The organism is Oricola indica (genome assembly GCF_019966595.1).
Taxonomy (GTDB): Bacteria; Pseudomonadota; Alphaproteobacteria; order Rhizobiales; family Rhizobiaceae; genus Oricola; species Oricola indica.
Map to the genome: position 1 here is coordinate 342,445 of NZ_JAINFJ010000002.1, position 25,031 is coordinate 367,475.

19 protein-coding genes are annotated in these 25,031 nt (G+C 64.5%); 12 read left to right on the top strand and 7 right to left on the bottom strand.

Annotated elements, in window-relative coordinates; translation table 11 throughout:
• Nucleotides 1-159: 159 nt before the first annotated feature.
• Together LC343_RS07145 and LC343_RS07150 are read left to right on the top strand one after the other, a co-directional pair.
• On the top strand, nt 160-1,635 hold the full coding sequence (locus LC343_RS07145; RefSeq protein WP_223476420.1) for an alpha/beta fold hydrolase: 1,476 nt from the start codon (nt 160-162) through the stop codon (nt 1,633-1,635).
• 439 nt (nt 1,636-2,074) lie between these two features.
• Nucleotides 2,075-3,553, top strand: a complete 1,479-nt coding sequence (locus LC343_RS07150; RefSeq protein WP_223476421.1) for a flavin monoamine oxidase family protein — start codon at nt 2,075-2,077, stop codon at nt 3,551-3,553.
• Nucleotides 3,554-3,587: 34 nt separating this feature from the next.
• Here LC343_RS07150 and LC343_RS07155 read toward each other — a convergent pair whose 3' ends face one another.
• The 3 genes from LC343_RS07155 to LC343_RS07165 are packed head-to-tail and all read right to left on the bottom strand — an operon-like array spanning nt 3,588 to nt 7,071.
• Nucleotides 3,588-5,195, bottom strand: coding sequence for a cisplatin damage response ATP-dependent DNA ligase (locus LC343_RS07155; RefSeq protein WP_223476422.1), 1,608 nt, complete (start codon nt 5,193-5,195; stop codon nt 3,588-3,590).
• Nucleotides 5,192-6,064, bottom strand: a complete 873-nt coding sequence (locus LC343_RS07160; RefSeq protein WP_223476423.1) for a hypothetical protein — start codon at nt 6,062-6,064, stop codon at nt 5,192-5,194. Before LC343_RS07160 ends, LC343_RS07155 begins: the two co-directional genes overlap by 4 nt.
• The gene (locus tag LC343_RS07165) at nt 6,061-7,071 is read right to left on the bottom strand and encodes a ligase-associated DNA damage response exonuclease (protein WP_223476424.1); all 1,011 of its coding nucleotides are present in this window, start codon (nt 7,069-7,071) and stop codon (nt 6,061-6,063) included. Before LC343_RS07165 ends, LC343_RS07160 begins: the two co-directional genes overlap by 4 nt.
• 111 nt (nt 7,072-7,182) lie before the next feature.
• Here LC343_RS07165 and LC343_RS07170 point away from each other — a divergent pair, with 111 nt between their 5' ends.
• The 3 genes from LC343_RS07170 (at nt 7,183) to pdeM (ending at nt 11,564) form a co-directional block, all read left to right on the top strand.
• The gene (locus LC343_RS07170; protein ID WP_223476425.1) at nt 7,183-8,199 is read left to right on the top strand and encodes a methyltransferase domain-containing protein; all 1,017 of its coding nucleotides are present in this window, start codon (nt 7,183-7,185) and stop codon (nt 8,197-8,199) included.
• 106 nt (nt 8,200-8,305) lie between these two features.
• The gene (locus LC343_RS07175) at nt 8,306-10,831 is read left to right on the top strand and encodes a ligase-associated DNA damage response DEXH box helicase (protein WP_223476732.1); all 2,526 of its coding nucleotides are present in this window, start codon (nt 8,306-8,308) and stop codon (nt 10,829-10,831) included.
• A 31-nt stretch (nt 10,832-10,862) separates the two neighbouring features.
• Nucleotides 10,863-11,564 (top strand): ligase-associated DNA damage response endonuclease PdeM, encoded by a 702-nt coding sequence (pdeM, locus tag LC343_RS07180; protein ID WP_428982526.1) that lies wholly within the window; start codon nt 10,863-10,865, stop codon nt 11,562-11,564.
• A gap of 1 nt (nt 11,565) precedes the next feature.
• Here pdeM and LC343_RS07185 read toward each other — a convergent pair whose 3' ends face one another.
• The 4 genes from LC343_RS07185 to LC343_RS07200 all read right to left on the bottom strand — a co-directional run bounded on the left by LC343_RS07185 (nt 11,566) and on the right by LC343_RS07200 (nt 17,667).
• Complete coding sequence (locus LC343_RS07185; RefSeq protein WP_223476427.1) at nt 11,566-12,063, bottom strand: DUF3429 domain-containing protein; 498 nt, start codon at nt 12,061-12,063, stop codon at nt 11,566-11,568.
• Between the two features lie 30 nt (nt 12,064-12,093).
• Nucleotides 12,094-12,951 (bottom strand): TIGR02186 family protein, encoded by an 858-nt coding sequence (locus LC343_RS07190; protein WP_223476428.1) that lies wholly within the window; start codon nt 12,949-12,951, stop codon nt 12,094-12,096.
• A complete protein-coding gene (locus LC343_RS07195) occupies nt 12,948-13,871 on the bottom strand; it encodes a sulfite exporter TauE/SafE family protein (protein ID WP_223476429.1) in 924 nt (307 codons plus the stop codon). The genes LC343_RS07190 and LC343_RS07195 overlap by 4 nt, the downstream gene beginning before the upstream one ends.
• 157 nt (nt 13,872-14,028) lie before the next feature.
• On the bottom strand, nt 14,029-17,667 hold the full coding sequence (locus tag LC343_RS07200; protein WP_223476430.1) for a peptidoglycan-binding protein: 3,639 nt from the start codon (nt 17,665-17,667) through the stop codon (nt 14,029-14,031).
• 513 nt (nt 17,668-18,180) lie between these two features.
• Between LC343_RS07200 and LC343_RS07205 the strand changes: the two genes are divergently transcribed.
• The 7 genes from LC343_RS07205 to LC343_RS07235 all read left to right on the top strand — a co-directional run bounded on the left by LC343_RS07205 (nt 18,181) and on the right by LC343_RS07235 (nt 25,023).
• Complete coding sequence (locus tag LC343_RS07205; RefSeq protein WP_223476431.1) at nt 18,181-18,594, top strand: MerR family transcriptional regulator; 414 nt, start codon at nt 18,181-18,183, stop codon at nt 18,592-18,594.
• Nucleotides 18,595-18,893: 299 nt separating this feature from the next.
• Nucleotides 18,894-20,687 carry an acyl-CoA dehydrogenase C-terminal domain-containing protein gene (locus LC343_RS07210; protein WP_223476432.1) on the top strand — a complete coding sequence of 598 codons (1,794 nt, stop codon included), beginning with the start codon at nt 18,894-18,896 and terminating at the stop codon, nt 20,685-20,687.
• Nucleotides 20,688-20,721: 34 nt separating this feature from the next.
• A complete protein-coding gene (locus LC343_RS07215) occupies nt 20,722-21,894 on the top strand; it encodes an acyl-CoA dehydrogenase family protein (protein ID WP_223476433.1) in 1,173 nt (390 codons plus the stop codon).
• Nucleotide 21,895: 1 nt separating this feature from the next.
• The gene (locus tag LC343_RS07220; protein WP_223476434.1) at nt 21,896-22,549 is read left to right on the top strand and encodes a glutathione S-transferase family protein; all 654 of its coding nucleotides are present in this window, start codon (nt 21,896-21,898) and stop codon (nt 22,547-22,549) included.
• A gap of 28 nt (nt 22,550-22,577) precedes the next feature.
• Nucleotides 22,578-23,786 carry an acetyl-CoA C-acetyltransferase gene (locus LC343_RS07225; RefSeq protein WP_223476435.1) on the top strand — a complete coding sequence of 403 codons (1,209 nt, stop codon included), beginning with the start codon at nt 22,578-22,580 and terminating at the stop codon, nt 23,784-23,786.
• Between the two features lie 5 nt (nt 23,787-23,791).
• A complete protein-coding gene (locus LC343_RS07230) occupies nt 23,792-24,436 on the top strand; it encodes an FMN-binding negative transcriptional regulator (RefSeq protein ID WP_223476436.1) in 645 nt (214 codons plus the stop codon).
• A complete protein-coding gene (locus LC343_RS07235; protein WP_223476437.1) occupies nt 24,433-25,023 on the top strand; it encodes a cysteine hydrolase family protein in 591 nt (196 codons plus the stop codon). The genes LC343_RS07230 and LC343_RS07235 overlap by 4 nt, the downstream gene beginning before the upstream one ends.
• Nucleotides 25,024-25,031: the final 8 nt, after the last annotated feature.

Below are 25,031 nucleotides of genomic sequence, written 5' to 3' on the forward strand. Positions count from 1 at the left end.
GGCCCCTTTCATTGGCAGGTTCGTGTCGCGAACGGCCTGGTCGGGGCGATCCATTTCGCGCTCTTCCTGGCCGGCCACACCAAAAGATGCTTCATTTTCGCCGAAAACACGGCATGATGGTCGCGATTTCAGTCGGGGGACGGGTCAGGGGGCGAGGCGTTGCAGGACTTCACGTCGAGAACGATCGCGATGGAGGCCGTCCGTACGGTCCCCGATCTCGACTCCGACCTCCTTCTCGGCTTTCTCGACAGCATCGACCGGCAGGAGCCGGTGCCCGCAGCCTATCACGACAACGTTCCGATCTGGCGATACCGGCTGGACGCCAATCTGCCGCCCGGCGCCTCCCTGCTTCCCGGAGTCGATCTCTCGCCGGCATCCGAAGTCAACCATGTTGTCGTGTCGGACGACCATATCGGCGTGTGTTGCCGGAACGCGGGCCACTCCATGGTCGTGGTCGCTCCGACCGACATCATCCCCGCCACGATGCGGAGCCGCGGGCTCGAGCCTCCGAGCCCGGCGGAAACCCGCCTCGCCGCGCTTCTGCTCGCCGGAAAGTCGCTTTCCGAAGCCGCGGAGACAGACGGGCTCGCCTATGAAACGCGACGCAACCAGTTCAAGTCCCTGGCAAACAAGATGCGCCTGTCGCGCCAGCAGGACGTCGTGCGCGTTCTGCTGCAGGATGCGCTGCTGGCGCTGATGCCGGCGATCGCCACCTCGCAGGAGCACGAATATCTGCACGATTACGCCGACCGCTTCCTGCCCGACGGGGTGCGCGTATCGATCCTGAGCCAGCGCACCGGGCCGCCCGCACGCATCCTCGATTACGGACCGCTGACCGGGCGGCCGGTCATCGTGCTTCACCCGATGATCTTCCCGGACATCACGCATGACAATCTGGCCTTCGCGACGGCGAACGATATCCGCGTGATCCTGCCGCTGCGGCCAGGTCTGCTGGAACGGGACGCCCCGCGAAAAGACCACGCGTCCCACCGCAAGGAGGCGCTGGCTTGTGTCGAGACCGCGTGGAAGCAGATGTGCGGCGTGCCGGCGCCGATCCTCGCGCTCGTCTCCAGCGGCGCGCTCGCGACATCCTTCGCCGCGAAGCATCCGGACAAGGCGGCGTCGATCACCTATGCGGCGACCTGCTACTCGGCCGGTCACTACAAGCCGAGTACCGCCTATTTCGGCGCCAGCATCGCCGAACTGGCGCTGCGCAGCGAGCCGATCCTGACGAAGACGATGGCGATGCTGAAACAGCAATTCGCACCGAGAGAGCGGTTCGAACCCGCCATAAAACGGATATTTTCGGGCAGCACGCCCGACACGGACATCCTGGCGCGCGAGTTTTCCGCGCCGCATCACGGCGCGCGCATCATGCAAGCGGTCCTCAATTCCGAAAACAGCATCCGCCAAGACTATTTCAACCAGGTGCATTTCGACTGGGCGTCGGTGCGAAAGCTGCAGACGCCGGTGCGGTTCGTTCACGGCGAAGCGGATTCCATCCACTCGTCAAAGGACATGGAACGGCTCTACGAGATGGCAGGCGAACCGCCGAGAACCAAGGTGTCCGGCGTCGGCCACCTGTTCCAGTATGATCATCTCGATGCGCTGATCGCGGCCACCCTGGATCAATAGAGGTCAGCGCCGCCGCAGGCCGGCCTCTCTCACCGCAGCACTGTCAGTGCGTTGAAACGCCGATGGCAAATTGAGGCGGGAAGCGTTGAATTTGCTTCGGGAAGACCGGACCGCCGACCTGATTGCGATCAAGAAACGACCATGCGCGCGGGCAGGCGTCGCGGCAATTGAAAAGCGCAATCGCCTGATCTAACCTCATCGCAGTGGCAGGAAACCGATTCACTGTCTCGACACGACCAGAACCGCCATATGATTTCAGCCGGGAATGACGATTGTCACGCCGGACACGGGGAAGAGAATGAAGAATACCGAAACCACGAAGAAGATCTACAGCAAGCCGACCCTTTCGAAGTCCCCGCTGTCCCTGCAGGCATCCACCGCAATCAACCCCGGCGGATCTGCTGACTTTAGCTGACTTCAGCGCTGAAAAGGACGGCGAGTGTCATCGCCAGAGGAATGGCGAGACATTGTGATCGTCGGGGCCGGTATTGCCGGCCTCTATTGCTGCTGGCGGCTGCTGGAGGCGGGCGTATCGCCGGACCGGATCGGTTTTTTCGAAGCAGCTGACCGAACAGGCGGGCGAATCCTCGGGGCGACATGGCCGGGCGATCCAGGCTGCAAGGCCGAAATGGGTGCCCATTTCCTGAATTCGGGGCATGTGCTCAGCAACGCGCTCGCCGCCGATCTGGGGCTGGCAACCGAACCGGCCATCGTGTTTCGCGACCACAACATCGTGCATTTGCGGGGCTGCTCACGCACCCGCCGGCAGATCAGCCGCGCCTGGTTCCGCAAGCCATTCGACTACCGGGTCAGCCGCTACCTGCAACGGCGTGGGATCCGAAAACTGCTCGAAAAGGCTGTGCGGGCAAGCCGGAGAGCCGGTCACGAGCGGGACCGCGAGTTGCGGTTTGACCCACCGTATGACCAGTTGCCGCTCAACGAGGCGTTCTCCCGGTTTTTGACCGACGAGGAACTGCGACTGCTGGCCGATCGGCTGGGCTACTCGTTCCTCCACGAGCAGCTCCATGGCAATGCGACGCTCGCATGGATGGCCGACGGGCTCTTCGGCGTGAGGATGTCCTGGCCTTCCTCCGGAATGTCGGCGCTGACGGACGCCTTGAGAGCGGCGATAGAAGCCCATGGCATGACAATCCGGCTCGGCCACCGGCTTTCACGTGTGACAGCCGGAAAGGACGGAAACAACGCAAGTCTCGAATTCACCAGTCCGGGCAGGATGCGAACAATCGAAGCCGGAAGCGCCGTCCTCGCTTTGCCGCCCCATGCGCTGAAACAGGTCGAAGGCCTCGGCGATGACGATACCATGGCCGCGCTTTTCGGCGCGGTCGCCCAATGGCCAATCGCAACCGCGGCGGTCGTCTATCCCGAACCCTGGTGGATCGAGGCGGGATTTGCGGAAGGACGCATATCGACGGACCTCGCCGTCGGCCAGATCGGGATCGCCCGCCGCCACGGACCCGAAACCGGATCGCAACACGCCGCGCTGGAAATCTACACGGAAGGCGAAAGAAGCGGGTTCTGGCGCACACTGCTTCGAGCCGGCGAGAACGGACAATGGCTGGGAAAGGATCATGCGGCGACCAGGGAAATCCACCGTCAGATCCTGAAGGTCTTCGATGGGCGCCTGACCCGCAATCCGCCGCTACCCGTCGATGCCGTCGTGCAAGACTGGCAGGCCGATCCCTTCGGCGGCGCTTTCCATCTCTGGCGACACGGCAGTACGCCGGAGAGCGCTATAGAAAGAGCCCGCGATCCGGTTCCGGGCTTGCCGCTTTCCATTTGCGGAGAAGCCTGGTCGTTGCAACAGGGCTGGATCGAGGGCGCGCTTCAAACAGCGGAACAAGTCCTTGTAGGAAAGTACGGCCTGGCGCCCTACGGCACCGCCGAGGCACCGGCCTAGAACGCTCCGTGGCCATTCGACCAAAGCGCCTAGCCTATTCCAGCATCGCCTCCAGCGTCTCCAGACGGTCGGCCTCGTGTGGGGGCTTGTCCCATCTGAGGCGGGATATGCGCGGGAAGCGCATGGCGACGCCGGATTTGTGGCGGGTCGAGCGGTTCAGCCCCTCGAAGGCGACCTCCAGCACGAGGCCGTGATCCGGCTCGGCGCGCACCGAGCGGACGGGGCCGAAGCGCTCGATCGTGTTGTCGCGGACGAATTTGTCGATCTGTTTCAGTTCCTCGTCCGTGAAGCCGAAATAGGCCTTGCCGACGGGCACGAGTTGCGCGTCGTCGGCGGGTCCGGTCCAGACGCCAAACGTATAGTCGGAATAGAAGCTCGACCGCTTGCCGTGACCGCGCTGGGCATACATCAGCACAGCGTCGACTAGCCGCGGATCGCGCTTCCACTTGAACCACGGCCCCTTCGGACGGCCCGGCACATAGGCCGAGTCGCGGCGCTTGAGCATCAGGCCCTCGATCACCGGATCGGGCGGCGCGTTGCGCTTCTCGGCGACTTCGGCCCAGCCTTCGAAGGGGACCAACGGCGACAGGTCGAAACGGTCAGACGGCAGCGCCGCGACGAAACGCTCCAGCCGCTCGCGGCGGCGCTCGAAGGGCAGCGGGCGCAAATCCTCGCCGCTATCCTGCAATAGGTCGTAAGCGCGCAGGATCGCGGGATATTGTTTCTGCAATTTCGCGGGGACGGTCTTGCGGTTCAGCCGCTGCTGGAGATCGGAAAAGGTGCCGGCGCGGATCGCGCCGTCCTCGGCATGACCGACCAGCAATTCGCCGTCGATGGCGCCGTCGAACTCCATCGCTGCGAGGAGGTCGGGAAAGGCGCCGGAAATATCGTCGCCGGTGCGCGAATAGATGCGGCACACGCCCTTCTCGGCGGTCACCTGCACGCGGATACCGTCCCATTTCCATTCGGCGAGGTAGTCGGCCGGGTCGTAGCGGGCCAGTTCTTCCAGATCGGTCGGATTGGCCAGCATGACCGGGCGAAACGGCGCGGCGGCGAGGTTTTCGGGCTTTTCCGCCTTGCCGTCGAGCCAGTCGAACAGCGGCAGGTAGGGCGGCGCGAGACCGTGCCAGAGTTCCTCGATCTCGGTCACGTCCTTTGCGCCGTAATCAGCGAGCGCCTGTTTCATCAGCCGCGACGAGACGCCGATGCGCATGCCGCCGGTGATCAGCTTCAAAAGTGCATAGCGCCCGGAGGAATCGAGATCGTCGAGCCAGCGTTCGACCAGCTTCGGCCCGTCCGAGCGGGAGGCGGCCTGCAATGTTTCGACGATGGCCGAAAGGCGCAGATCGGCCTCCGGATTCTCCGCCTCGGGCGACGGCCAGATAAGCGAAACCGTCTCGGCCAGGTCGCCGACGAAATCATAGGAATAGCCGAACAGCACCTCGTCGACGCGCTCGGAGACAAGCGCGCGGATCATCGCCGGTTTGACAGAGAGGATGTCGAGATCGCGGGTGATCGCGGCGATGGCGTAACCGCGATCCGGGTCGGGGGTCACCGCAAGATAGTCCGTCAGCAGCTTCAGCTTGGCGTTGCGCGAAGGCGTCAGGACGAGACGGTCGAGGAGGTCGGCAAAGGACTTCAAAGCTGCGGAATCAGTTCCAGGATCTCGAAATAGGTCGGGTCCGGCTCGGTCATGCCGCGCTCGTCTATGGAGACGAGGAAGAGCCTTTCGCCCGAGCGCAACACGCGGCCGACCTTGTTGCCGAAATTGTCGTTTTCGGCATTGGCCGGGTGGGCCGGGTCGTATTGATGCTCCGGCTGATCGTCGATCCATGTGCGGCCGGCAAAGGCTGTCTGTCCGTTCTCGACGGGCACGGTCTCGGCATTCAGGTGCTCGCCGCTCGTCTTGTCGATGACGAGGTTACCGCCCGGCGCTCTCGACACGGAGCAGGTGTGGGCGCCGACGCGGCGCGCGCCCTCTTCGAGGAAACCGTACCAGAAGACATCGCAGCGATAGGGCCCGGTCGGAAACGAGCCGAGATCGTCGGACTTGACCCGCCCATCAAGCAGCGCCTCGACCGTGTCGGCCTGGCCGTTGACCGACAGGCCTTTCTTCTTGAGCTCGTCGAGCGTCGCCTTGACCTGCGCCGGCAGATTGGACAATTGCGTCGCGTCCTGCGGCGAGAAGGGTTCTATCGGATCGGTGACCGTCTCCAGCGCGCCGCCGAGTTCGGTCTTGCCGGTCTCCTTGTCGTAGACGCAGATATGCTGCGCCCCGGTTGCGGCGTCTGTCAGAAGCGCGACGCCGAAACTTGCCGTCCCCGTCGGATCGACGCGGATGCCGGCGACCTTCATGCGCGGCGCGGCCATCGCCACGCAGGCGCTCTCCACCTCGGCGCGGAATTGCTCCCAGGCATCGGGGCTCGACCCGACAGCATGACGACCGGACAAGACCAGAAGCGCAAGGCATAGGGGTGCGACGATGCGTGAGAGGCGGGATGGCGATATCATTCGGCTTCGTCCTCATATCCGACGATGTTGAGCGGTTTTGCTCTTATCTGGTTCAGTTCGCACCAGCGCACAAGCGCTTCCTCGCGGCCATGGGTGACCCAGACCTCCTGCGGGCCGATCTCGCGGATCGTCCCGGTCAGTTCGTCCCAGTCGCAATGATCCGACAGGATCAGCGGCAGTTCGACGCCGCGCTGCCTTGTGCGTTGGCGCACCCGCATCCAGCCGGAGGCAAAGCAGGAGATCGGATCGGGAAAGCGCCGCGCCCAGCGGTCGGCGAAGGCGGAGGGCGGGCCGATTACGATGGCCCCGGCGAACTGGTCCTTCGCCTGTTTTTCTATCGTCGCGGGCGCAAGCGGGCCGAGCTCGACGCCGCGGCTGACATAGTAGTCGCACAGTTTCTGCATCGCGCCGTGAATGTAGATCGTCTCGCCATATCCCGCCTCGCGCAGGAGCGCGATGACGCGTTGCGCCTTGCCGAGCGCATAGGCGCCGACGAGATGGGCGCTCGCCGGGAACTGCGCGACGCTTTTCAGGAGCTTGCCGATTTCCTCGCGGTCGTCCGGGTGGCGGAAGACCGGCAGGCCGAACGTCGCCTCGGTGATGAAGACATCGCATTTGACCGGCTCGAATGCCGCGCAGGTGGGATCGCGGCGGCGCTTGTAGTCGCCCGAGGCGACGATGCGCGTGCCGTCCTTTTCGACCGCGATCTGCGCCGCGCCGAGCACATGGCCGGCGGGATGCCAGCTGACCGTGACGCCGTTGATATCGATAACCTCGCCATAGCCGGCCTCCTGCGTCGCGCCGGCGAACCCTTCGCCGTAGCGGATGCCCATGATGTCAAGCGTCTCGCGCGTCGCCATCACATGGGCATGGCCCGGACGGGCATGGTCGGCATGGCCGTGGGTGACCAGCGCGCGCTCGACGGGCCGAACGGGGTCGATATAAAAATCGCCCGGCGGGCAGTAGAGGCCTTTCGGCGTCGGTCGGAGAAGGTCCTCGAAGCGCATGATGACAAGATAGACGCCTTTTCGGCGCGGAGAAGACCTGCAGTTTCCGATTGTATTTTTCTGCGGCCGGCAACATATGCCGTCATCGCCTTCTTTCGGACCCCTACGACAATGACAAATCAGAGTTCGGGCAGCCTGACCGCCGACAGGCGCGCGGAGTTCGCCCGCTCCTATGCAGGCGCCGGAGACTTCGACGCCGCTGCCGACATCATGGCACAGGCGCTGGAGCTTGCGCCGGAGCACCTGCCTTTTCTCGCCCTGATGGGCGATTGGCTCGACAAGGCAGGCCGCGCCGCCGATGCCGCCGACACGTGGGCGCAGATGCTGCGGCTGGACGCGGATGATCGTTTCGGCGCGCAGCTCAGGCTCGCCAGCCTTGGCCTGACGGAAACGCCGGACACTCCGCCCGTCGCCTATGTGGAAAGCCTGTTCGACGATTTCGCGCCGCGCTTCGAGACCTCTCTGGTCGAGCGGCTGGACTATCACGCACCGCAATTGCTGACCGAGGCCATTGCCGGGGCGCTCGGGACCGGACGCATGAGCGTCCGCCATGCGATCGACCTGGGCTGCGGCACGGGGCTGATGGGCGAACATCTTCGCAAGTCCGCCAGTTTCCTCGAAGGCATCGACCTGTCGGCGGGGATGCTGAAACGCGCCCGCTCGAAACGGATCTACGACCGCCTCGACAAGGGCGATGTCGCCGACATGGCGTTCGCGGAGACCGATCCAGGACGCGCCGACCTCGCGGTTGCGGCGGATGTCTACATCTATCTCGGCGACCTCGCCCCCGCCTTCGCGCTTGCCGCCCGGCTTCTCGAGGCGAACGGCCTGTTCGCCTTCACCGTTGAGGCGCATGACGGCCCGGAGGACTTCATGGTGCGGCCGTCACTGCGCTATGCACACTCGCAAGCCTATGTGAGTCGCGCGCTCGCCGCCGCGGGCTTCGAGGTCGCGACCCTCGACCGGGTTTTCCTGCGCATGGACGGCGCGAAGCGTATCGAAGGACATCTCGCGGTGGCGCGAAAAGCCACTCCAACCGCCGTTCTCCCGGACGCCGCCATGGCGGATCGGACGGAGACCGTGAGGGACGACGAGCACGGCCTGCGCAGCGGGCGGAAATTAACGTAAACAAGCCGTGAACATATTCGATAGAATTTTATCGATTATGTGAAGAAAACGTGAACGTTTCGCTTGGCGCTGCGACCCGGCGGCACTAGTCTTGGCTCTTGTGAGCATCGCGACACCTCCCCCCGCGTCGTCATCCGACGGCATCGACCTGCCCGCGCCCTTTCTCGACTGGTTCGCCTCGAAGGGCTGGCGGCCGCGCGCGCATCAGCTCGACCTGCTGGAAAAGGCCGAGGCGGGACGCTCGGCGCTTCTGATCGCGCCCACCGGGGCTGGGAAGACGCTGGCCGGGTTCCTGCCGACGCTGGTCGATCTGGCGCGGCGCGGAAAGGCGAAGCCCGGCACACGCAAGCCGGGCGTCCACACGCTGTACATCTCGCCGCTCAAGGCGCTCGCCGTCGATATCCATCGCAATCTCTCGACGCCGGTGGAGGAAATGGCCCTGCCCGTCGAGATCGAGACGCGGACCGGCGACACGCCGCAGTCGCGCCGGCAGCGCCAGAAGCTCAACCCGCCGGACATATTGCTGACGACGCCGGAGCAGCTCGCGCTCCTTCTCTCGCACAAGGACGCCGAGCGCTTCTTTTCCGATTTGCGCCATGTCGTGCTGGACGAATTGCACTCGCTGGTCACCTCGAAGCGCGGTCACATGCTGGCGCTCGGGCTCGCCCGGCTGCACCGGCTCTGCCCCGGCCTGAAAGCGATCGGACTGTCGGCGACCGTGTCCGAACCGGACCTGTTGCGGCAGTGGCTGGTGCCGCAACGCGAAGGCGGCGAAATGGCCGACCTCATCACCGTGGCCGGCGGGGCGAAGCCGGACATCACGATCCTGAAATCGAAGGAACGGGTGCCGTGGAGCGGCCATTCGGCGCGCTACGCCATGGCGGAAGTCTACGAGGCGATCCGCGAGCACAAGACGACGCTGCTCTTCGTCAACACGCGCTCGCAGTCGGAACTGCTGTTCCAGGAACTCTGGCGGATCAACGAGGACAATCTGCCGATCGCGCTGCATCACGGATCGCTCGACGTCAGCCAGCGGCGCAAGGTCGAGCAGGCAATGCAAGGCAACGCGCTGCGCGCCATCGTCGCCACCTCGACGCTCGATCTCGGCATCGACTGGGGCGATGTCGATCTCGTCGTCCATGTCGGCTCGCCGAAGGGGGCATCTCGCCTCGCGCAGCGGATCGGGCGGGCCAATCACCGCATGGACGAGGCGTCGAAAGCCATCCTGGTGCCGGCGAACCGCTTCGAGGTGATGGAGTGCCAGGCCGCGCTCGACGCGAATTATCTCGGCGCGCAGGACACGCCGCCGCTGGCGGACGGCGCGCTCGACGTGCTCTGCCAGCACATTCTCGGCACCGCCTGCGCCGAACCGTTCCGCGCCGACGACCTCTATGCCGAAATCACGGCGGCCGCGCCCTATGCCGGCCTGCCGCGGGCGATCTTCGACCAGGCGGTGCAATTCGTCGCCCATGGCGGATACGCGCTGCAGAGCTACGAGCGCTATGCCCGCATCCGGTTGACGCAGGACGGCACATGGCGGGTTTCTCACCCCTCCGTCGCGCAGCAATACCGGCTCAATTGCGGGACGATCATCGAGGCGCCGATGCTCAACATCAGGCTGACCCGGCAGCGCAAGGGCGGACCTTTGCGCGGAGGGCCGGTTCTCGGCAAGATCGAGGAGGGCTTCATCGAGGCGCTGGCGCCGGGCGACACGTTCCTGTTTGCCGGCAAGGTGCTGCGCTTCGAGGGCATCCACGAAAACGACTGCATCGTCTCCAAGGCGAGTGACCTCAATGCCAAGGTACCGGCCTATGCGGGCGGCAAGTTCCCGACCACGACATACCTCTCCGAACAGGTGCGCAAGATGCTGGCCGATCCGTCCGGCTGGGACCGGCTGCCGCGCCAGGTGTCCGACTGGCTGGCAATCCAGAAAGCGAAATCGCTGGTGCCGAGCCCGGAGCAATTGCTGGTCGAGACCTTTCCGCGCGGCAACCGCTTCTACATGGTCGCCTATCCCTTCGAGGGACGGCTGGCGCACCAGACGCTGTGCATGCTTCTGACGCGCCGGCTCGAGCGCGCCAAGGCCCGGCCGCTCGGCTTCGTTGCGTCCGACTATGCGGTCGCAATCTGGGGCCTGCGCGACATGGGGCAGATGCTGCGGCGGAGCGAGTTGTCTCTTTCCGGCCTGTTCGACGAAGACATGCTGGGCGACGATCTCGAAGCCTGGCTGGATGAATCCTACCTGCTCAAGCGCACCTTCCGGGCGTGCGCCACGATTGCCGGGCTGATCGAGAAGCGCCATCCCGGAAGGGAGAAATCCGGGCGGCAGATGACGGTGTCCGCGGACCTGATCTACGACGTGCTGCGGACGCACGAGCCAGACCACATCCTGCTTCAGGCAACCCGCAACGATGCGCGCACCGGCCTGCTCGACATCGGCCGCCTCGGCGACATGCTGTCTCGCATCAAGGGACGAATCGTGCATAAGGATCTGGAGATGATCTCGCCGCTCGCCGTTCCGGTCATGCTCGAAATCGGCAAGGAAACGGTGCACGGCGGCGAGACGAGCGACGCGCTGATGGCGGAAGCGGCGGACGACCTGATCCGCGACGCAATCGGCGCGGATATCTGAGAAGGACAGCATGCGGGCGGCGCTGAAGACGGTGGAGCAGGTGACGGCAGGCGAAGCGCTGGCGATCGATTATGCGGAATCGGAAGTGCTGCTCGATCCGGCCGGTGCGGCCTATTTTACCGATGACCGCCTTCTCGTCGTTTCCGACATGCACCTGGAAAAGGGCTCATCGTTTGCGCGCCGGCGGGTCTTCCTGCCGCCCTACGACACGGCGGCGACGCTGGCGCGACTGGCCGCAATGGCGGCGAAATACGATCCGTCGACGATCGTCAGCCTCGGCGATGCCTTCCATGACGACGAGGCGAGCGAACGGCTCGGCGATGACGCCATCGCCGCGATCCGCGCCATCGCGTCCGGCCGAGATCTGGTCTGGGTGACCGGCAATCACGACCCCTCGCCGCCGGAAGGCGTGCCGGGTGTTTCGGTGGAGATGCTGGCGTTCGGGCAAACGATCTTCAGGCATATCGCGGAGCGTGACGAAACCGGACACGAGGTCAGCGGCCATCTTCACCCCTGCGCGCGGCTGGCGCGCGAAGGACGCGCGGTGCGCCGCGCCTGTTTTGCCTCGGACGGGGTTCGCCTTGTCATGCCGAGCTTCGGGGTGTTTACGGGCGGTCTCAATGTCCGCGACGCGGCCTATGACGGGCTTTTCGACGCCTCGCGTTTTCGCGCCTACATGCTGGGGACCGACCGGGTCTATGCGGTCGGGCCGAAAGGCCTGATCGGCGACTGAACTACATCGCGGAGTAGGTCGCGCCGAAGGCGGCGATCATCGTGCCCATAGAGAGCACCGTCAAAAGCACGCGCAGCCGGCCGAACCAGTCCGGCATGCCCTTCGTTCCGGCGGCGCGGCTGTCCCACCAGCCGGTTGCAGCGAAGGCGGCGGCAAGGACCGCGAAGGACCACGGCTCGCCCATGAAGAAGGAAAACCAGCCGATCAGCGACGGCCCGGCGGCGAGAACGAGCGCCTCGCTTTCCTTGCGGCCGCCATCCCCGTTCGCAATGGCGAGACCCCAGCGTATGCCGCCGACGAAAGACAGGACGATGGCCGCATAGAGCTTGAGCGCGTCGATGAGGGTTCCGACAGCAGCCGCGCCTCCCTCGGCATATTGCGAGATAAGCTCCGGATCGGCGAGCAGCAGCGAGGTGAAGATTGCGAAGGGCACGAAGCCCAGCAACGCAAGCATCGTCGCCGTACGCTCGACGCTTATTTCCTTGCGTTCTTCCTGCATGGGATCCCCTCTCGTGATCCGCGGCAAGCATCAGTCCTTGCGGAACATGACCCTTCCGAGCCAGCCGACGAGGAAGGCCAGCGCCACCGAGGCCATACCATACAGCAATGACCGGTTCTGCGCTGCCTCGTAGATCTGGAATTCCACGCCCGCCTTGCGGATGTCGAGACTCGACTGGGTCTGTGCGACCAGCACGCCCTGCCGGAACAGATAGGCGCGCGCCGTGTGACGGCCGAGCGGCACATTGGCCGGCAGGCGCAATTGCGCGCGGAAAAGCGACTGGGAGATGAAGCGGACGCCGGCCGGAAACTCCTCGTAAAGATTGCCCTCTTCCTTCAGCCGGCGCAGCGCCTGCGTGAAATCGAGAACATCCGCCTCGTCGGCCGTATCGGGCTCGTAACTGCGCAAGCGGATCTGTTCGACGCCCAGCGACAAGCGCGCCATGGTGCCGAGATCGGTCATATCCTGCGGCGGGCGGGTGGAGGCGATCAGGAAAGATTCCGGGACATTGATGAAAGCCTGGGAATCGACGTTCATCCAGATTCCGAGGACACGTTCCTTGCGCCGGGTCACCAGGTTCGATGTCGGGCCCTCGAGGATCACCGCGACATCGTAGCGACCCTGCCGCTGGATCAGCGGATCGATGTTGTCCACGGCGCCGAAGATCGTCAGTTCGACGCCCGAGAAATCGGAGGTGATCGCGATGATCTCCGTCGACAGGCCGATCTCGATGCGTTCGGGCAGTTCCGCACCAGAGGCGGCCTGCGGCGAGGGTTCGACCGAAGGGGCAACCGGTTCCGGCGCGGGCTTGGGATCCGGTTCCTGCGCCGAAACCGCCAGCGGCAAGAGCGCCAGCAGAAATACTAGCGATGCGGCGGCGGCCCTCACAGCAAGAACTCCCGCGACACCGAATAGATCTCGTCGGGGACGACGAAGAGCGCGTAACCGAGGCGCAACGCCACCAGAAGGACGAGCCCGGCCAGAAGCGCGCGCAGTTGCTCGCCGCGCAGGCGCTGGCCGACCTTGGCGCCATATTGCGCGCCGACGACGCTGCCCATCATCAGCAGGAGCGCGAGCACCACATCGACGGTCCGGTTCGTCGTCGCGTGCACGACGGTCGTGTAGGCCGCGACGAAGATGATCTGGAACAGCGAAGTCCCGATGACGACATTGGTCGGCACCTTGAGCAGGTAGATCATGGCCGGGACCATGATGAAGCCGCCGCCGACGCCCATGATCGAGGCAAGCACGCCGATCATCGTTCCGAGCCCGAGCACCGGAATGACGCTGACATAGAGCTTGGAGGCCTTGAAGCGCATTTTGAACGGCAGCTTGTGGATCCACATATGCGCGCCCGGCCGGCGCAGGCTGACCGAGCCGCCGGCGCGCGAGCGCATCATGGCGCGGACGCTTTCGAGCATCATCAGGCCGCCGACCGTACCGAGGAACACGACGTAGAGAACGGAAACGATCAGGTCGAGCTGGCCAAGCGTGCGCAAGAGCGAGAAGACCCACACGCCGATGGACGATCCGACGATGCCGCCGATCAGCAGCATGAAGCCCAGCTTGATATCGACCGTGCCGCGCTTGAAATGCGACAGCACGCCGGACACGGACGACGCCACGACCTGGTTGGCGCCGGTGGCCACCGCGACGGCTGGCGGAATGTTGTAGAAGATCAGGAGCGGGGTGATCAGAAAGCCGCCGCCGACGCCGAACATGCCCGATAGGAAACCAACGGCAGCCCCCATGCCGAGCAGCACGAAAATGTTCACAGACATTTCCGCGATCGGCAAGTAAAGCGCCACCTGTTTTTCCTCCAATCAGCGAACCGGCATGAATTGTTCATGCGCCTCACGGTAAGCAGAGTCAAACCCGCCCCGCAGGATTTTTGCCCCGCCCGCAACGCGAAGGGGCGGCACATCCGTACCGCCCCTTTCACATGCTGTCGGCCGATGCCGTGCGTCAGGATTGCCTGTTGAGTTCCAACAGCTTGTCGACAAGAGCGCGATCGACTTCACCGGTCGGCAGCAGGTCGTTGGCCTTCTGGAATTCGATGATCGCATTGCGCGTCTTGCCACCCATGATGCCATCGGCGGGACCGGCATCGAAGCCGTTGTTGTTGAGGATCGCCTGGATGTTGCGGATAGCCTTCTTCATGTTGTCGTCGGATACCGGCGCGGAGGCGGTCATCTCGCCGCCTGTCGTCCATGCGTCCGGCACATCGACAACGTTGGCCGCGACATCGGCGTCCCTGACCTTCCAGAGCTCGACGGCGGCGCGCGCCGTTTCGAGCTGGTCGGGACGCATGTAGCCGGCAACCTCGTCGCGCTTGGCTTCGGCGTCCTTGTCGCCGGCCTTGGCCGCCAGAGCCAGCCATTTGTAGGATTCGGCGAGATCCTGCGGGACGCCCTCGCCCCGCGCAGACAGGATGCCGAGATTGACCTGGCTGTCCTTGACGCCGCGATCGGCCGCTTCGAGGAACCAGCGTCCCGCCGATTCCATGTCGGGCGTACCGTCGATGCCCGTCGCATACAGCACGGCCAGATTGTGCATGGCGCTGACATTGCCCTGCTCGGCGGCGCGTTGATACCAGTCTTTGGCCGTCGCGGCGTCGCGTTCGACGCCAAGGCCCTTCTCGTAGGCATTGCCGATACGATACTGAGCGGGCGCATAGCCCAGTTCGGCGGACATCTCATACCATTTCGCCGCGCCGGCCATGTCGCCGCCCGGTGCGCCGGGGCCGTCACCCATCAGGCGGTTGCCGATCGTGAACAGCGCCTTGGGATCGCCCGCGGCCGCTGCTTCGCGCAGGGCAACCGGTCCGATCGCTTCGGGAATATCGGCGAGCGTGACCTGTTCGATCGTCCCTTCATCCGCGACTTCGGCGGTTTCGGTTTCGATGGGCCGGTCGACGGCATCCTGGGTCGCCACGTTTGCGGTTTCCACCGCCATCGTCGCATCCATATCACCGGCCGAAGCGGCTTCGCCACCCGTATTGGCGCCGATGACGCGCGGCTCGGCCGGAACCGTGGCGGCCGTTTCGTCAGCGGCGATTTCGGATGCGGGCGCGGTCATTTCCGCAGGAGGCTCGACAGCGGCAGCGGGCTCAGCGTCCTGCATTTGCGTCACCTCGGCGGGTGCTCCACCGCGATCGACCAGATATCCCCGGACAAGCGGGAAGGCCATGAGCGCGAGCAGGATCGCGGCGGCTCCGATCATCAGCGGACGGCGGCTCGAGGCAAGCAAGCCGCGCCCTGCCGACGTCCCGGATTCATTCTTCGCCTTGCCCTTATCGAGGACGGAGGCATCGTCGGCGGCAGCACGGGCGGCGCGGCGGGCGGCGGCGATGAAATCGGACTTGCCGGTATCGTCGGCCGGTTCGGCGCTGGTTTGCGGCGCCGGGCCGGCACGTTCGGCGCGCACGCGCTTCATGATCTCGGCGAGATCCGGCGTGCCGGAGCCCGGTTCCAGCGGCTGATCGCCGATTTCGGGATCGATGTCGGCCTTGCCGCTCGCGCTGAAAACGACCGGTTCGTTTCCGGGTTTGGGCGTCGGGGCTTCCTTCTTTCCGGACCGGCGCATCGCGCCACGCAAACCGCTCAGGAGACCCTTGCGAGGCTTTGAATCGGGATCGACCATGATCTCGACTTCACCGGAGGTGTTCTCCGATCCGGTTTCCTCCATCACGGCACGCGCAGCCATGGCGGCCGCCTCGGCCGGGGAAACGCCCTCGCGCTTGACCGGGTTCTTGCGCATTCCACGCGACGGCGACTGCTCGCTCGCGGCATAATCGACAGGCGGCGCATCCTCGATATGGGCCTTCGGCCGCTCGGGCGCGGGCTCATCAGACGGCTTCGGGCCAAACAGCGGGGGTTTGTCCGCCGGCGGCGGCTGATCGCCCGCGCGCAGGCTCGCTTCAAGGCCGGCGATGCGCTCGGCGACCTTGACCAGCGTATCGTGGATCGCCTCGAAGGTGCGCGTGTTGCGGTCGTCGGAGTTACGCGCCAGTTCTTCAAGAGCACGCAGATCGCCGGCAAGCTGGGCCAGCATCGACTTCTGCTCGTCGGACGCACCGGACGAGAATTTGGCGACGACTTCCTCCGCGGCTTCGCGGGCAACGGCAATCATGTCCTCGCGGCCGGTCGCCAATTGTTCGCTGATCGCCGTCAGGCGTGGCGCGAGATCGGCCAACGACGCCTGGTCGGGCATCGGCGACGTGACGGCGGAGAGTTTTTCCGAAAGCGCGGCGATCTGCGCTTCGAGGCCTTCCATCGCGCGCGTGTCGGGCTGAGCCGGCGCCCCCGACGACAATCCGTCGCCGCTCGTCAGCATCTGCGCGATTTCCTCGATGCGACGTTCCATGTGATCGAATGTCGGCACGGCGGCGCCATCGCGCTCGTTGTCCTCGATGCGCCGGGCCAGTTCTTCCATGCGCTGATCGAGCGACTCGAACATGCGCTGGCCTTTTTCGTTCGCCGTGCGGTGATGCGAGTCGAGGCGATGTGCGATGTCTTCGAAACGGGCGTTCAGCTGCTCGATCGCACCGTCCGGCACGCCGGCGGCGGTCCCGCCGCCAGTCCCGATCCTGCGGGCGAGTTCGTCGAGCCGCTCGGTGACCGCCTCGAGAGCCTCGTTCTGCGGCGATGCCGTCGCGGTCGATTCATGCAGGGCATCCAGCCGTGCCGCGATTTCCGACAGGTAGCGTTCGACGTCGCCGGCCTGCGATCCGGCGGCGCGTTCCTCGACCTGACGCGCAAGCGACGACAGGCGCGCCTCGATGCGATCGAACGGGGTCGTGTCGAATTCTGGCGGGGCGTTGGAAACGGAGACCGACACGATCGCGCGCGTGATCTCGTCCAGCCGTTCCTCGATGGCGTTGAGGTGATCCGGCGAGAGAGACGCGTTCTGGGCCGAAAGGCTCTCGACGGCTCCGGCGAGCGAACGCATCTGGTCTTCCATCGCGGCAATCGCACGGGTGTCCGGCAGGCCGTGCAGCGCACTGCCGAGTTCGCCGATGCGGTCCGCTATGGCGTTCAGGTCCTCGCGGGAGCCGATGCGGCTTGGCAATTCGCCGATTTCATTCTCGATGACCGACCAGCGGTCGGCCATGTCGCGCAGCGTGTCCTCGCGGGCAAGCGCGGCGACATGCGCCTTCAGTTCCTCCACCTCGGCACGCAACGCGCCGGTGTTGCCGTTCTCGACGCGCGAGGCGACAACGCCGAGTTCGCGCGTCAGGCGTCCGAATCCATCGGCGAGATCGTCGCGCGAAACCGTCGAGCCCTGGCGGTTGAGAGACTTCAGCTCTTCGCGGATCGAGGCGAATTGCGATGCGATTGTCGATGACATCTCGCGATTGAGCGCTTCGCGCATGACTGCGAGTTCCGCCTGCAGCCCGCCCTGATCGGGCGCGGCGACAGCGTGGCGGACCGGCGGCGCGTCGCGATAGGAGGTGTCGGGCCGATCGCGGCGGGCGAGCGCTTCCTGGCGGGCGCGTATGGCGGATATGTCGTCATCGCGATGCGGAAGACCACGACCGGCACGCTCGATGCCCATTCGTCTTTCGAGATTGGACAAGGCTTCGTCGAGCTTGTCGAGGGTCATGTTTGCGGAACGCCGGGAAGCGGTATCCTGTCCGGGATGCATGTTCCTGTCGTGCATGTTTCGCCCATTTCTCGCGGCGCCCGCTGCACTGCCAACTCTGCGGTCATTCCTGTGGCAGCCGTCGCCTTGAACTGATTTGTCCCCGAAAACCGAGCGCGCACACCCGATACACAACCACGCCGCGATCTTTCATCGTTAACGTTTTTCAAATCACGGTAAACAAGCGGTTAACCGAGGTTAATTTCATGAAAATCGCATTCGACGATCTGCGGATCACTTGCAGACCATAGAACGCCAAAGTTGCGCGGATCTGTTGCTGTAACAGCGAGGTAACGTTGCGTTACCTTCACTTGTGAGCCTTTTGCGGCCTACACTTGAAGTTGGGATGGGATGTCATTGCAACCGGCGGTCGCTTTCCGGCGATGCCGGCCTCTATCGCACGGCTTCCATCGCAATGACTGCCGAAACGAATGTCAGAAATAAACCGTAAAGCGGGGGCGACGGTCGAGCATTATGAACAGCAACACAAAAGTCGAATCACTCGCCGAGCACGAACCCGTCTATCGGATCGGGGAACTCTCGAAGGAATTCGATGTTACGTTACGCACGTTACGTTTCTACGAGGACAAGGGCCTTCTGAAGCCGCGACGGATCGGCAATACGCGCCTCTATTCGCGCGGCGACCGGACACGGCTCCGGCTGATCCTGCTTGGCAAGCGCGTCGGCCTGTCGCTTCTCGACGTCAAGGAAATCCTCGACCTCTACGACCCGAACGGCGACAACAGCCGCCAGCTCACGGTCGCGCTCGAAAAGGGCGAGGAGCAGATGGAAATCCTGCAGAAGCAGCGTGAGGAAATCGACGCGGCGATCGCGGAACTCGACGAGACCATCACGACCGTGCGCGGCATGGTCTCCGCCAAGGGCTGACCGCCGCTTCCGCAGCGCCTACCAGTCACCATAGGAAGCGGCCCGTATGGGGCATCGGGCCGCCTTCTCAACGACCCCGGCATCCGCGAGGATCGCCGGGGTTTTTCGTTTCCGCCCGGAAAATCGCCTCAAATCGACCTTTTTCGAGCGATGTGATGCCTTGGAATCGATGCTCCATCGCGAAATCCGTCCGATTTCAAAATTTTGACGTTTACGGAAACGTCAAAATTTGATAGCCACGCCTCGATCACGTTCCGCGCGGCGCCGCCACGCGTTGAGACAGACTTTCGGAGGAAGACATGCCCGCCTACCGCGCACCGGTCGAAGACACTTTGTTCGTGCTGAACGACGTCCTCAAATATAAGCGTTACGACAACCTGCCGGGCTTCGCCGACGCCTCGCCCGACATCGTCGAGGCGGTGCTGCGCGAAGCGGGCCGTATGGCGGAGGAAGTGTTCTTTCCTCTCAACCAGTCGGGCGACCAGGAAGGCTGCACCCGCAGCGAGGACGGCGCGGTGACGACGCCGAAAGGCTTCAAGGATGCCTTCGAGCAATACAAGGAAGCCGGCTGGATGGGCCTCGCCTTCGATCCGGAGTATGGCGGACAGGGCCTGCCCTATACGCTGCATTCGGCGATCGGAGAGTATTTCTCGTCGGCCAACATGGCGTTCGCGATGTATCCGGGCCTGACCCAGGGCGCGATGGCCGCGATCCACGTGCACGGCTCCGACGCGCAGAAGCAGAAATTCCTGCCAATGATGGTGGAGGGCCGCTGGACCGGCACGATGAACCTGACCGAGCCGCATTGCGGCACCGATCTGGGCCTGCTGCGCACCAAGGCGGTTCCGCAGGAGGATGGTTCCTACAAGATTTTCGGCCAGAAGATCTTCATCTCGGCCGGCGAACACGACATGAGCGAGAACATCATCCACCTTGTGCTCGCCCGCATCGAGGGCGCGCCGGAAGGCACCAAGGGCATCTCGCTGTTCATCGTGCCGAAATTCATGGTCGGCGATGACGGCACTCTCGGCGAGCGCAACGGCGTCGTGTGCGGTTCCATCGAGGAAAAGATGGGCATCCACGCCAACTCGACCTGCGTGATGAATTACGACGATGCGACCGGCTACCTGATCGGCGAGGAGAACAAGGGTCTGCGCGCCATGTTCACCATGATGAACGAGGCGCGTCTCGGTGTCGGCCTGCAGGGCTTGTCGATCGCGGAAATCGCCTATCAGAACGCCGCGGCCTATGCGAAGGACCGCATCCAGGGCCGCGCGCTCACCGGACCGGCAGCGCCCGACAAGAAGGCGGACCCGATCATCGTCCATCCGGACGTGCGCCGGAACCTGATGACGATGCGCGCTTTCAACGAGGCCGGTCGCGCCTTCCTGCTTTGGGCGGCACTGAAATCCGACGTTGCGCATCGCGCGGAAGACGCGAGCGAACGCGAGCTGTCGGAGGAAATGATGGGCCTCATGACCCCGGTCATCAAGGGCGTCCTGACCGACAAGGGCTTCGAGCACGCGGTGATGGCGCAGCAGGTCTTCGGCGGCCACGGCTATATCGAGGAACACGGCATGAGCCAGTATGTGCGCGATGCGCGCATTGCCATGATCTATGAGGGCGCCAACGGCATCCAGGCGCTCGACCTCGTCGGCCGCAAGCTGCCGGCCAATGGCGGCCGCGCGGTGCAGGCCTTCTTCAAGGAGGTTGGCGAGTTCTGCGAGGAGAACCGCGGCGACGAGACGCTTTCGTTCTTCACCAAGCACCTGAAGAAAGGGTTGAACGACCTGCAGGCGGCAACCATGTGGTTCGTGCAGAACGCCATGGCCAAGCCCGACAATGCGGGTGCCGGAAGCCACGACTACATGCATCTCTTCGGCCTTGTCGCGCTCGGCTACATGTGGGCCTTGCAGGCGAAGACCGCGCAGGAGAAGCTGGCTGACGGCGACGACCGCAAGGCGTTCCTCGAGGCCAAGCTGACGACGGCGCGCTACTTCATGGAACGCGTCATGCCGGAGAGCTCGGCGCATCTGGCCCGTATTTCGGCCGGCGCGGACTCGATGATGGAACTGGCCGAAGAGGCATTCTAAGGTCGCTCGAAGACACGCATAACGGGAGGAACGAATGGCCAGCAATCCGGCGGATATTCTCGGCATGCCGAAGCCATCCTGGGCGACGGAAGACGTCGTCATGCTCCAGGAGATGGCGACACGTTTCATGACCGACGAAATCCTCCCTAAATACGAGGATTTCGAGAAGGCGGAGATCTTCGACCGCGAGAGCTGGGAAAAGGCCGGTGCGAACGGGCTTCTCTGCGCGTCGATGCCGGAAGAGTATGGCGGCGCAGGCGGCACCTACGCGCATGAGACGGCGATCCTCGAAGCGATCAGCCATGTCGGCGTCGACGGCTTCGGCATCCCGCTGCACAATTCCATCGTCGCGCCCTACATCGCGCATTACGGCTCCGAGGAGCAGAAGCAGCGCTGGCTGCCGAAGCTCGCGACCGGCGAACTGATCGGCGCGATCGCGATGACCGAGCCCGGCGCGGGGTCCGACCTGCAGGGCGTGAAGACCTCGGCAAAGAAGGACGGCAACCACTACGTCCTCAACGGCTCGAAAACCTTCATCACCAATGGCCAGCTCGCCAATCTGATCATCGTCGTCACCAAGACCGATCCAACTGCAGGCGCGAAAGGCACCTCGCTGATCATCGTCGAGACCGACGACGCGGACGGTTTCGAGCGTGGCCGCAACCTCGACAAGATCGGGCTGAAATCGAACGATACGTCGGAACTGTTCTTCAACGATGTGCGCGTGCCGACCTCCAATCTCCTCGGCCACGAGGAAGGGCTCGGCTTCGTCCAGCTGATGCAGCAACTGCCGCAGGAACGTCTCCAGATCGGCGGCTCGGCGATCGCCATGTGCGAGCGGGCGCTCGCCGTCACGATCGACTATGTCAAGGACCGCAAGGCTTTCGGCAAGGCGGTGATCGAGTTCCAGAACACGCAGTTCACGCTGGCCGAACTGAAGACCGAGGCGACCGTCGGGCGCACCTTCTACAATTTCTGCGTCGGCGAACATCTCGAAGGCCGGCTGACGCCGGAACTGGCCTCGATGGCGAAATACTGGCTGTCGGACCTGCAGGGAAAGATCACCGACGCCTGCCTGCAACTGCATGGCGGTTACGGTTACATGAACGAGTATCCGATCGCCCGGATGTTTCGCGACGCGCGCGTCCAGCGCATTTATGGCGGTACCAACGAGATCATGAAACTGTTGATCGCCAGGAGCCTTTGAGATGGCTGATTTCACCCTCCACTGCTTCACCGAATCCGGCAACGCCTACAAGGCGGCCTTGATGCTGGAACTGTGCGGCGCCGACTGGGAGCCGCATCGCGTCGCCTTCTTCTCGGGCGAAACGCGCAGGCCGGAGTTCCGCGACCTGAACGAGATGGGCGAGGTGCCGGTGCTGATCGACCACACGCGCCGTCCCGACCTCGTCATCAGCCAGTCGGGCGTGATCCTCTATCACCTCGGCGAACATTTCGGGCAATTCATGCCGGAATCCGAGGACGAGAAGCGCGAGGTCATGCGCTGGATCCTGTGGGACAACCACAAGCTGACCAGCTACTCGGCGACCTACCGCTTCCTGCGCATCTTCGCGGGCAAGGGCGACACGCCGGAAGCCGAGTTTCTCTATTCGCGGGCGCGAAGCGCCTGGCGCGTTCTCGACGAGCATCTGGCGGACCGCGAATGGGTGGCCGCCGACCGCCCGACGATCGCCGACTTCTCGCTTGCCGGCTACCTGTTCTGGCCGGCGCAGATCGGCATGGTCACCGACGACTTCCCGGCGATACCGCGCTGGCTCGACCGGCTGCGCCGCCTGAAGGGCTTCAAGCTGCCCGAGGACCTGATGCCGTCCGGGCAGGAACAAGACACCGCGACGGCGTGAGCCGCGCGCAGGAAACAAGGAGACGACAATGGCTGACGCATTCATCTACGACGCGGTGCGCACGCCGCGCGGGCGCGGCAAGAAGGACGGGAGCCTGCACGAAGTGCCGACGCCGCGCCTTGCCGCGAAAGTTCTCGAGGCGCTGCGCGAGCGCAACGGTCTCGACACGAAGAAGGTCGATGACGTGATCCTCGGCTGCGTGGACCCGGTCTACGAGGCGGGCGGCGACATCGCGCGCGCGGCCGTCTTCGAGGCCGGTTACGCGACCGAGGCGCCCGGTCTGCAGATCAACCGCTTTTGTGCCTCCGGCCTCGACGCCATCAATTTCGGCGCGGCGAAGATCGCGCAGGGCGCCGACGACATCGTCATCGCGGGCGGTGTGGAATCCATGTCGCGCGTCGGCATGGGCGCGTCGGGCGGCGCCTGGTACATGGACCCGTCGGTCAACATTCCGGCCTATTTCATGCCGCAGGGCGTTTCCGCCGACCTGATCGCCACCAAATACGGCTTCAGCCGCGACGACGTCGATGCCTATGCGGTGGAAAGCCAGAAACGCTCGGCGGAAAGCTGGGACAAGGGCCATTTCGCCAAGTCCGTCATTCCGGTGACGGACCAGAACGGCCTGACCATTCTCGACCGTGACGAGCACATGCGCCCCGGCACCGACATGCAGTCGCTGGCGAGCCTCAACCCGTCCTTCGTCATGCCCGGCCAGATGGGCGGCTTCGAGGCTGTCGGCATCGCCGGCCACCCGGAAGTCGAGGCGATCGACTATGTCCACCATGCCGGCAACTCGTCGGGTATCGTCGATGGCGCGGCGGGCGTGTTGCTCGGCTCGAGGCGCGGCGGGAAATCCATGGGGCTCGAACCGCGCGCGAAGATCAAGGCCTTCGCCAATATCGGCTCCGATCCGACACTGATGCTGACCGGCCCGGTCGATGTGACCGAAAAGCTTCTCAAGAAGGCGAAGATGTCGATCGACGACATCGATCTGTTCGAGCTGAACGAAGCCTTCGCGGCGGTCGTGCTGCGCTACATGCAGGCTTTCGACATCGACCATTCGAAGATGAACGTCGCCGGCGGCGCCATCGCCATGGGCCACCCGCTCGGCGCGACCGGCGCGATGATCCTCGGCACCGTGCTCGACGAGCTGGAGCGCCGCGACCTCAACACCGCCCTGGTGACACTGTGCATCGGCGCCGGCATGGGCACGGCCACGATCATCGAGCGGGTGTGACCTCCATGTACCAGCCGGATTTCTTTCAGGAGAACGACCGCGACAGGCTGGCCGCGCTTGCCCGCGAGATCCAGTTCGGCTGCATCGTCACCGGCGAGGGCGACAGCCTCTACGCGACCCACGCGCCCTGTCTCATACGGCAGGACGGCGACGATCTCTTCGTCGAGTTCCACGTCGCCAAAGGCAACCGGCACTGGCAGATCGATCCTGACGCGCCGACCGTCGCGATCTTCCAGGGCGACCAGTCCTACATCCATCCCGGCTGGTATCCGACAAAGGCCGAGACCGGCAAGGTGGTGCCAACCTGGACCTATGTCACGGTGCACATGCACGGCCGGCTGGAGCCGATCACCGACGCGGGCGAACTCGAGCGCCATCTGGTCGATCTGACGGCGCACAATGAAGAGAGCCAGCCGGAGCCCTGGGCGGTCTCCGACGCCCCGCGGCCCTATACGGAACGGATGATGGCGGCGATCGTCGGGATGCGGCTGCGCGTCGAGCGCGCCGAAGGGGCGCTGAAGCTCAACCAGCACAAGAACGAGCCGGACCGGACCGGCGTGATCGCCGGCCTGCGCGAATCCGGCCCCCTCGCCGCGCGTGTCGCCGACCGCATGGACAGGGCCGGGCGCGGCCCCGGAGACCTGGCGTGACCGGCCTGCAATCCAAAGGCGGGACGGCACTGGTGCTCGTCGACGTGCAGAAAGCCTTCCTTGAATGGGAGGCCGCTGGCATGCGCCGGAACAATCCGAACGCCGTCGACAACATCGCGCGCCTTCTCGCCGCCTTCCGGCGCGCCGGCCTGCCCGTGTTCCATATCCGCCACGCCTCGCGCGAGGCCGGATCGGCGCTGCGTCCGGAGATGCCCGGCTACGAGCCGATCGACGAAGCGCGGGAGCGCGGCGGCGAGCCGGTCATCGTCAAGCACGTCAATTCGAGCTTCATCGGTACAGATCTTGAAGACCGCCTGCGCGCGGCGGGTATCACGACCGTCGTCATTTGCGGGATCACCACCAATCACTGCGTCGAGACCACGACGCGGATGGCGGGCAATCTCGGCTTCGACGCCCGGCTCGTTTCGGATGCCTGCTACACATTCGACCGAACGGGCCATAACGGCCGGCACGAAGCCGCCGAAGACATTCAAGCGATGACGCTGTCCAATCTGGACGGCGAGTTCGCAACGATCGAAACAACCGACAGCCTGCTGGCCGCGCTCGAAACAGGCGTTGCGGCATGAGGGGGTAC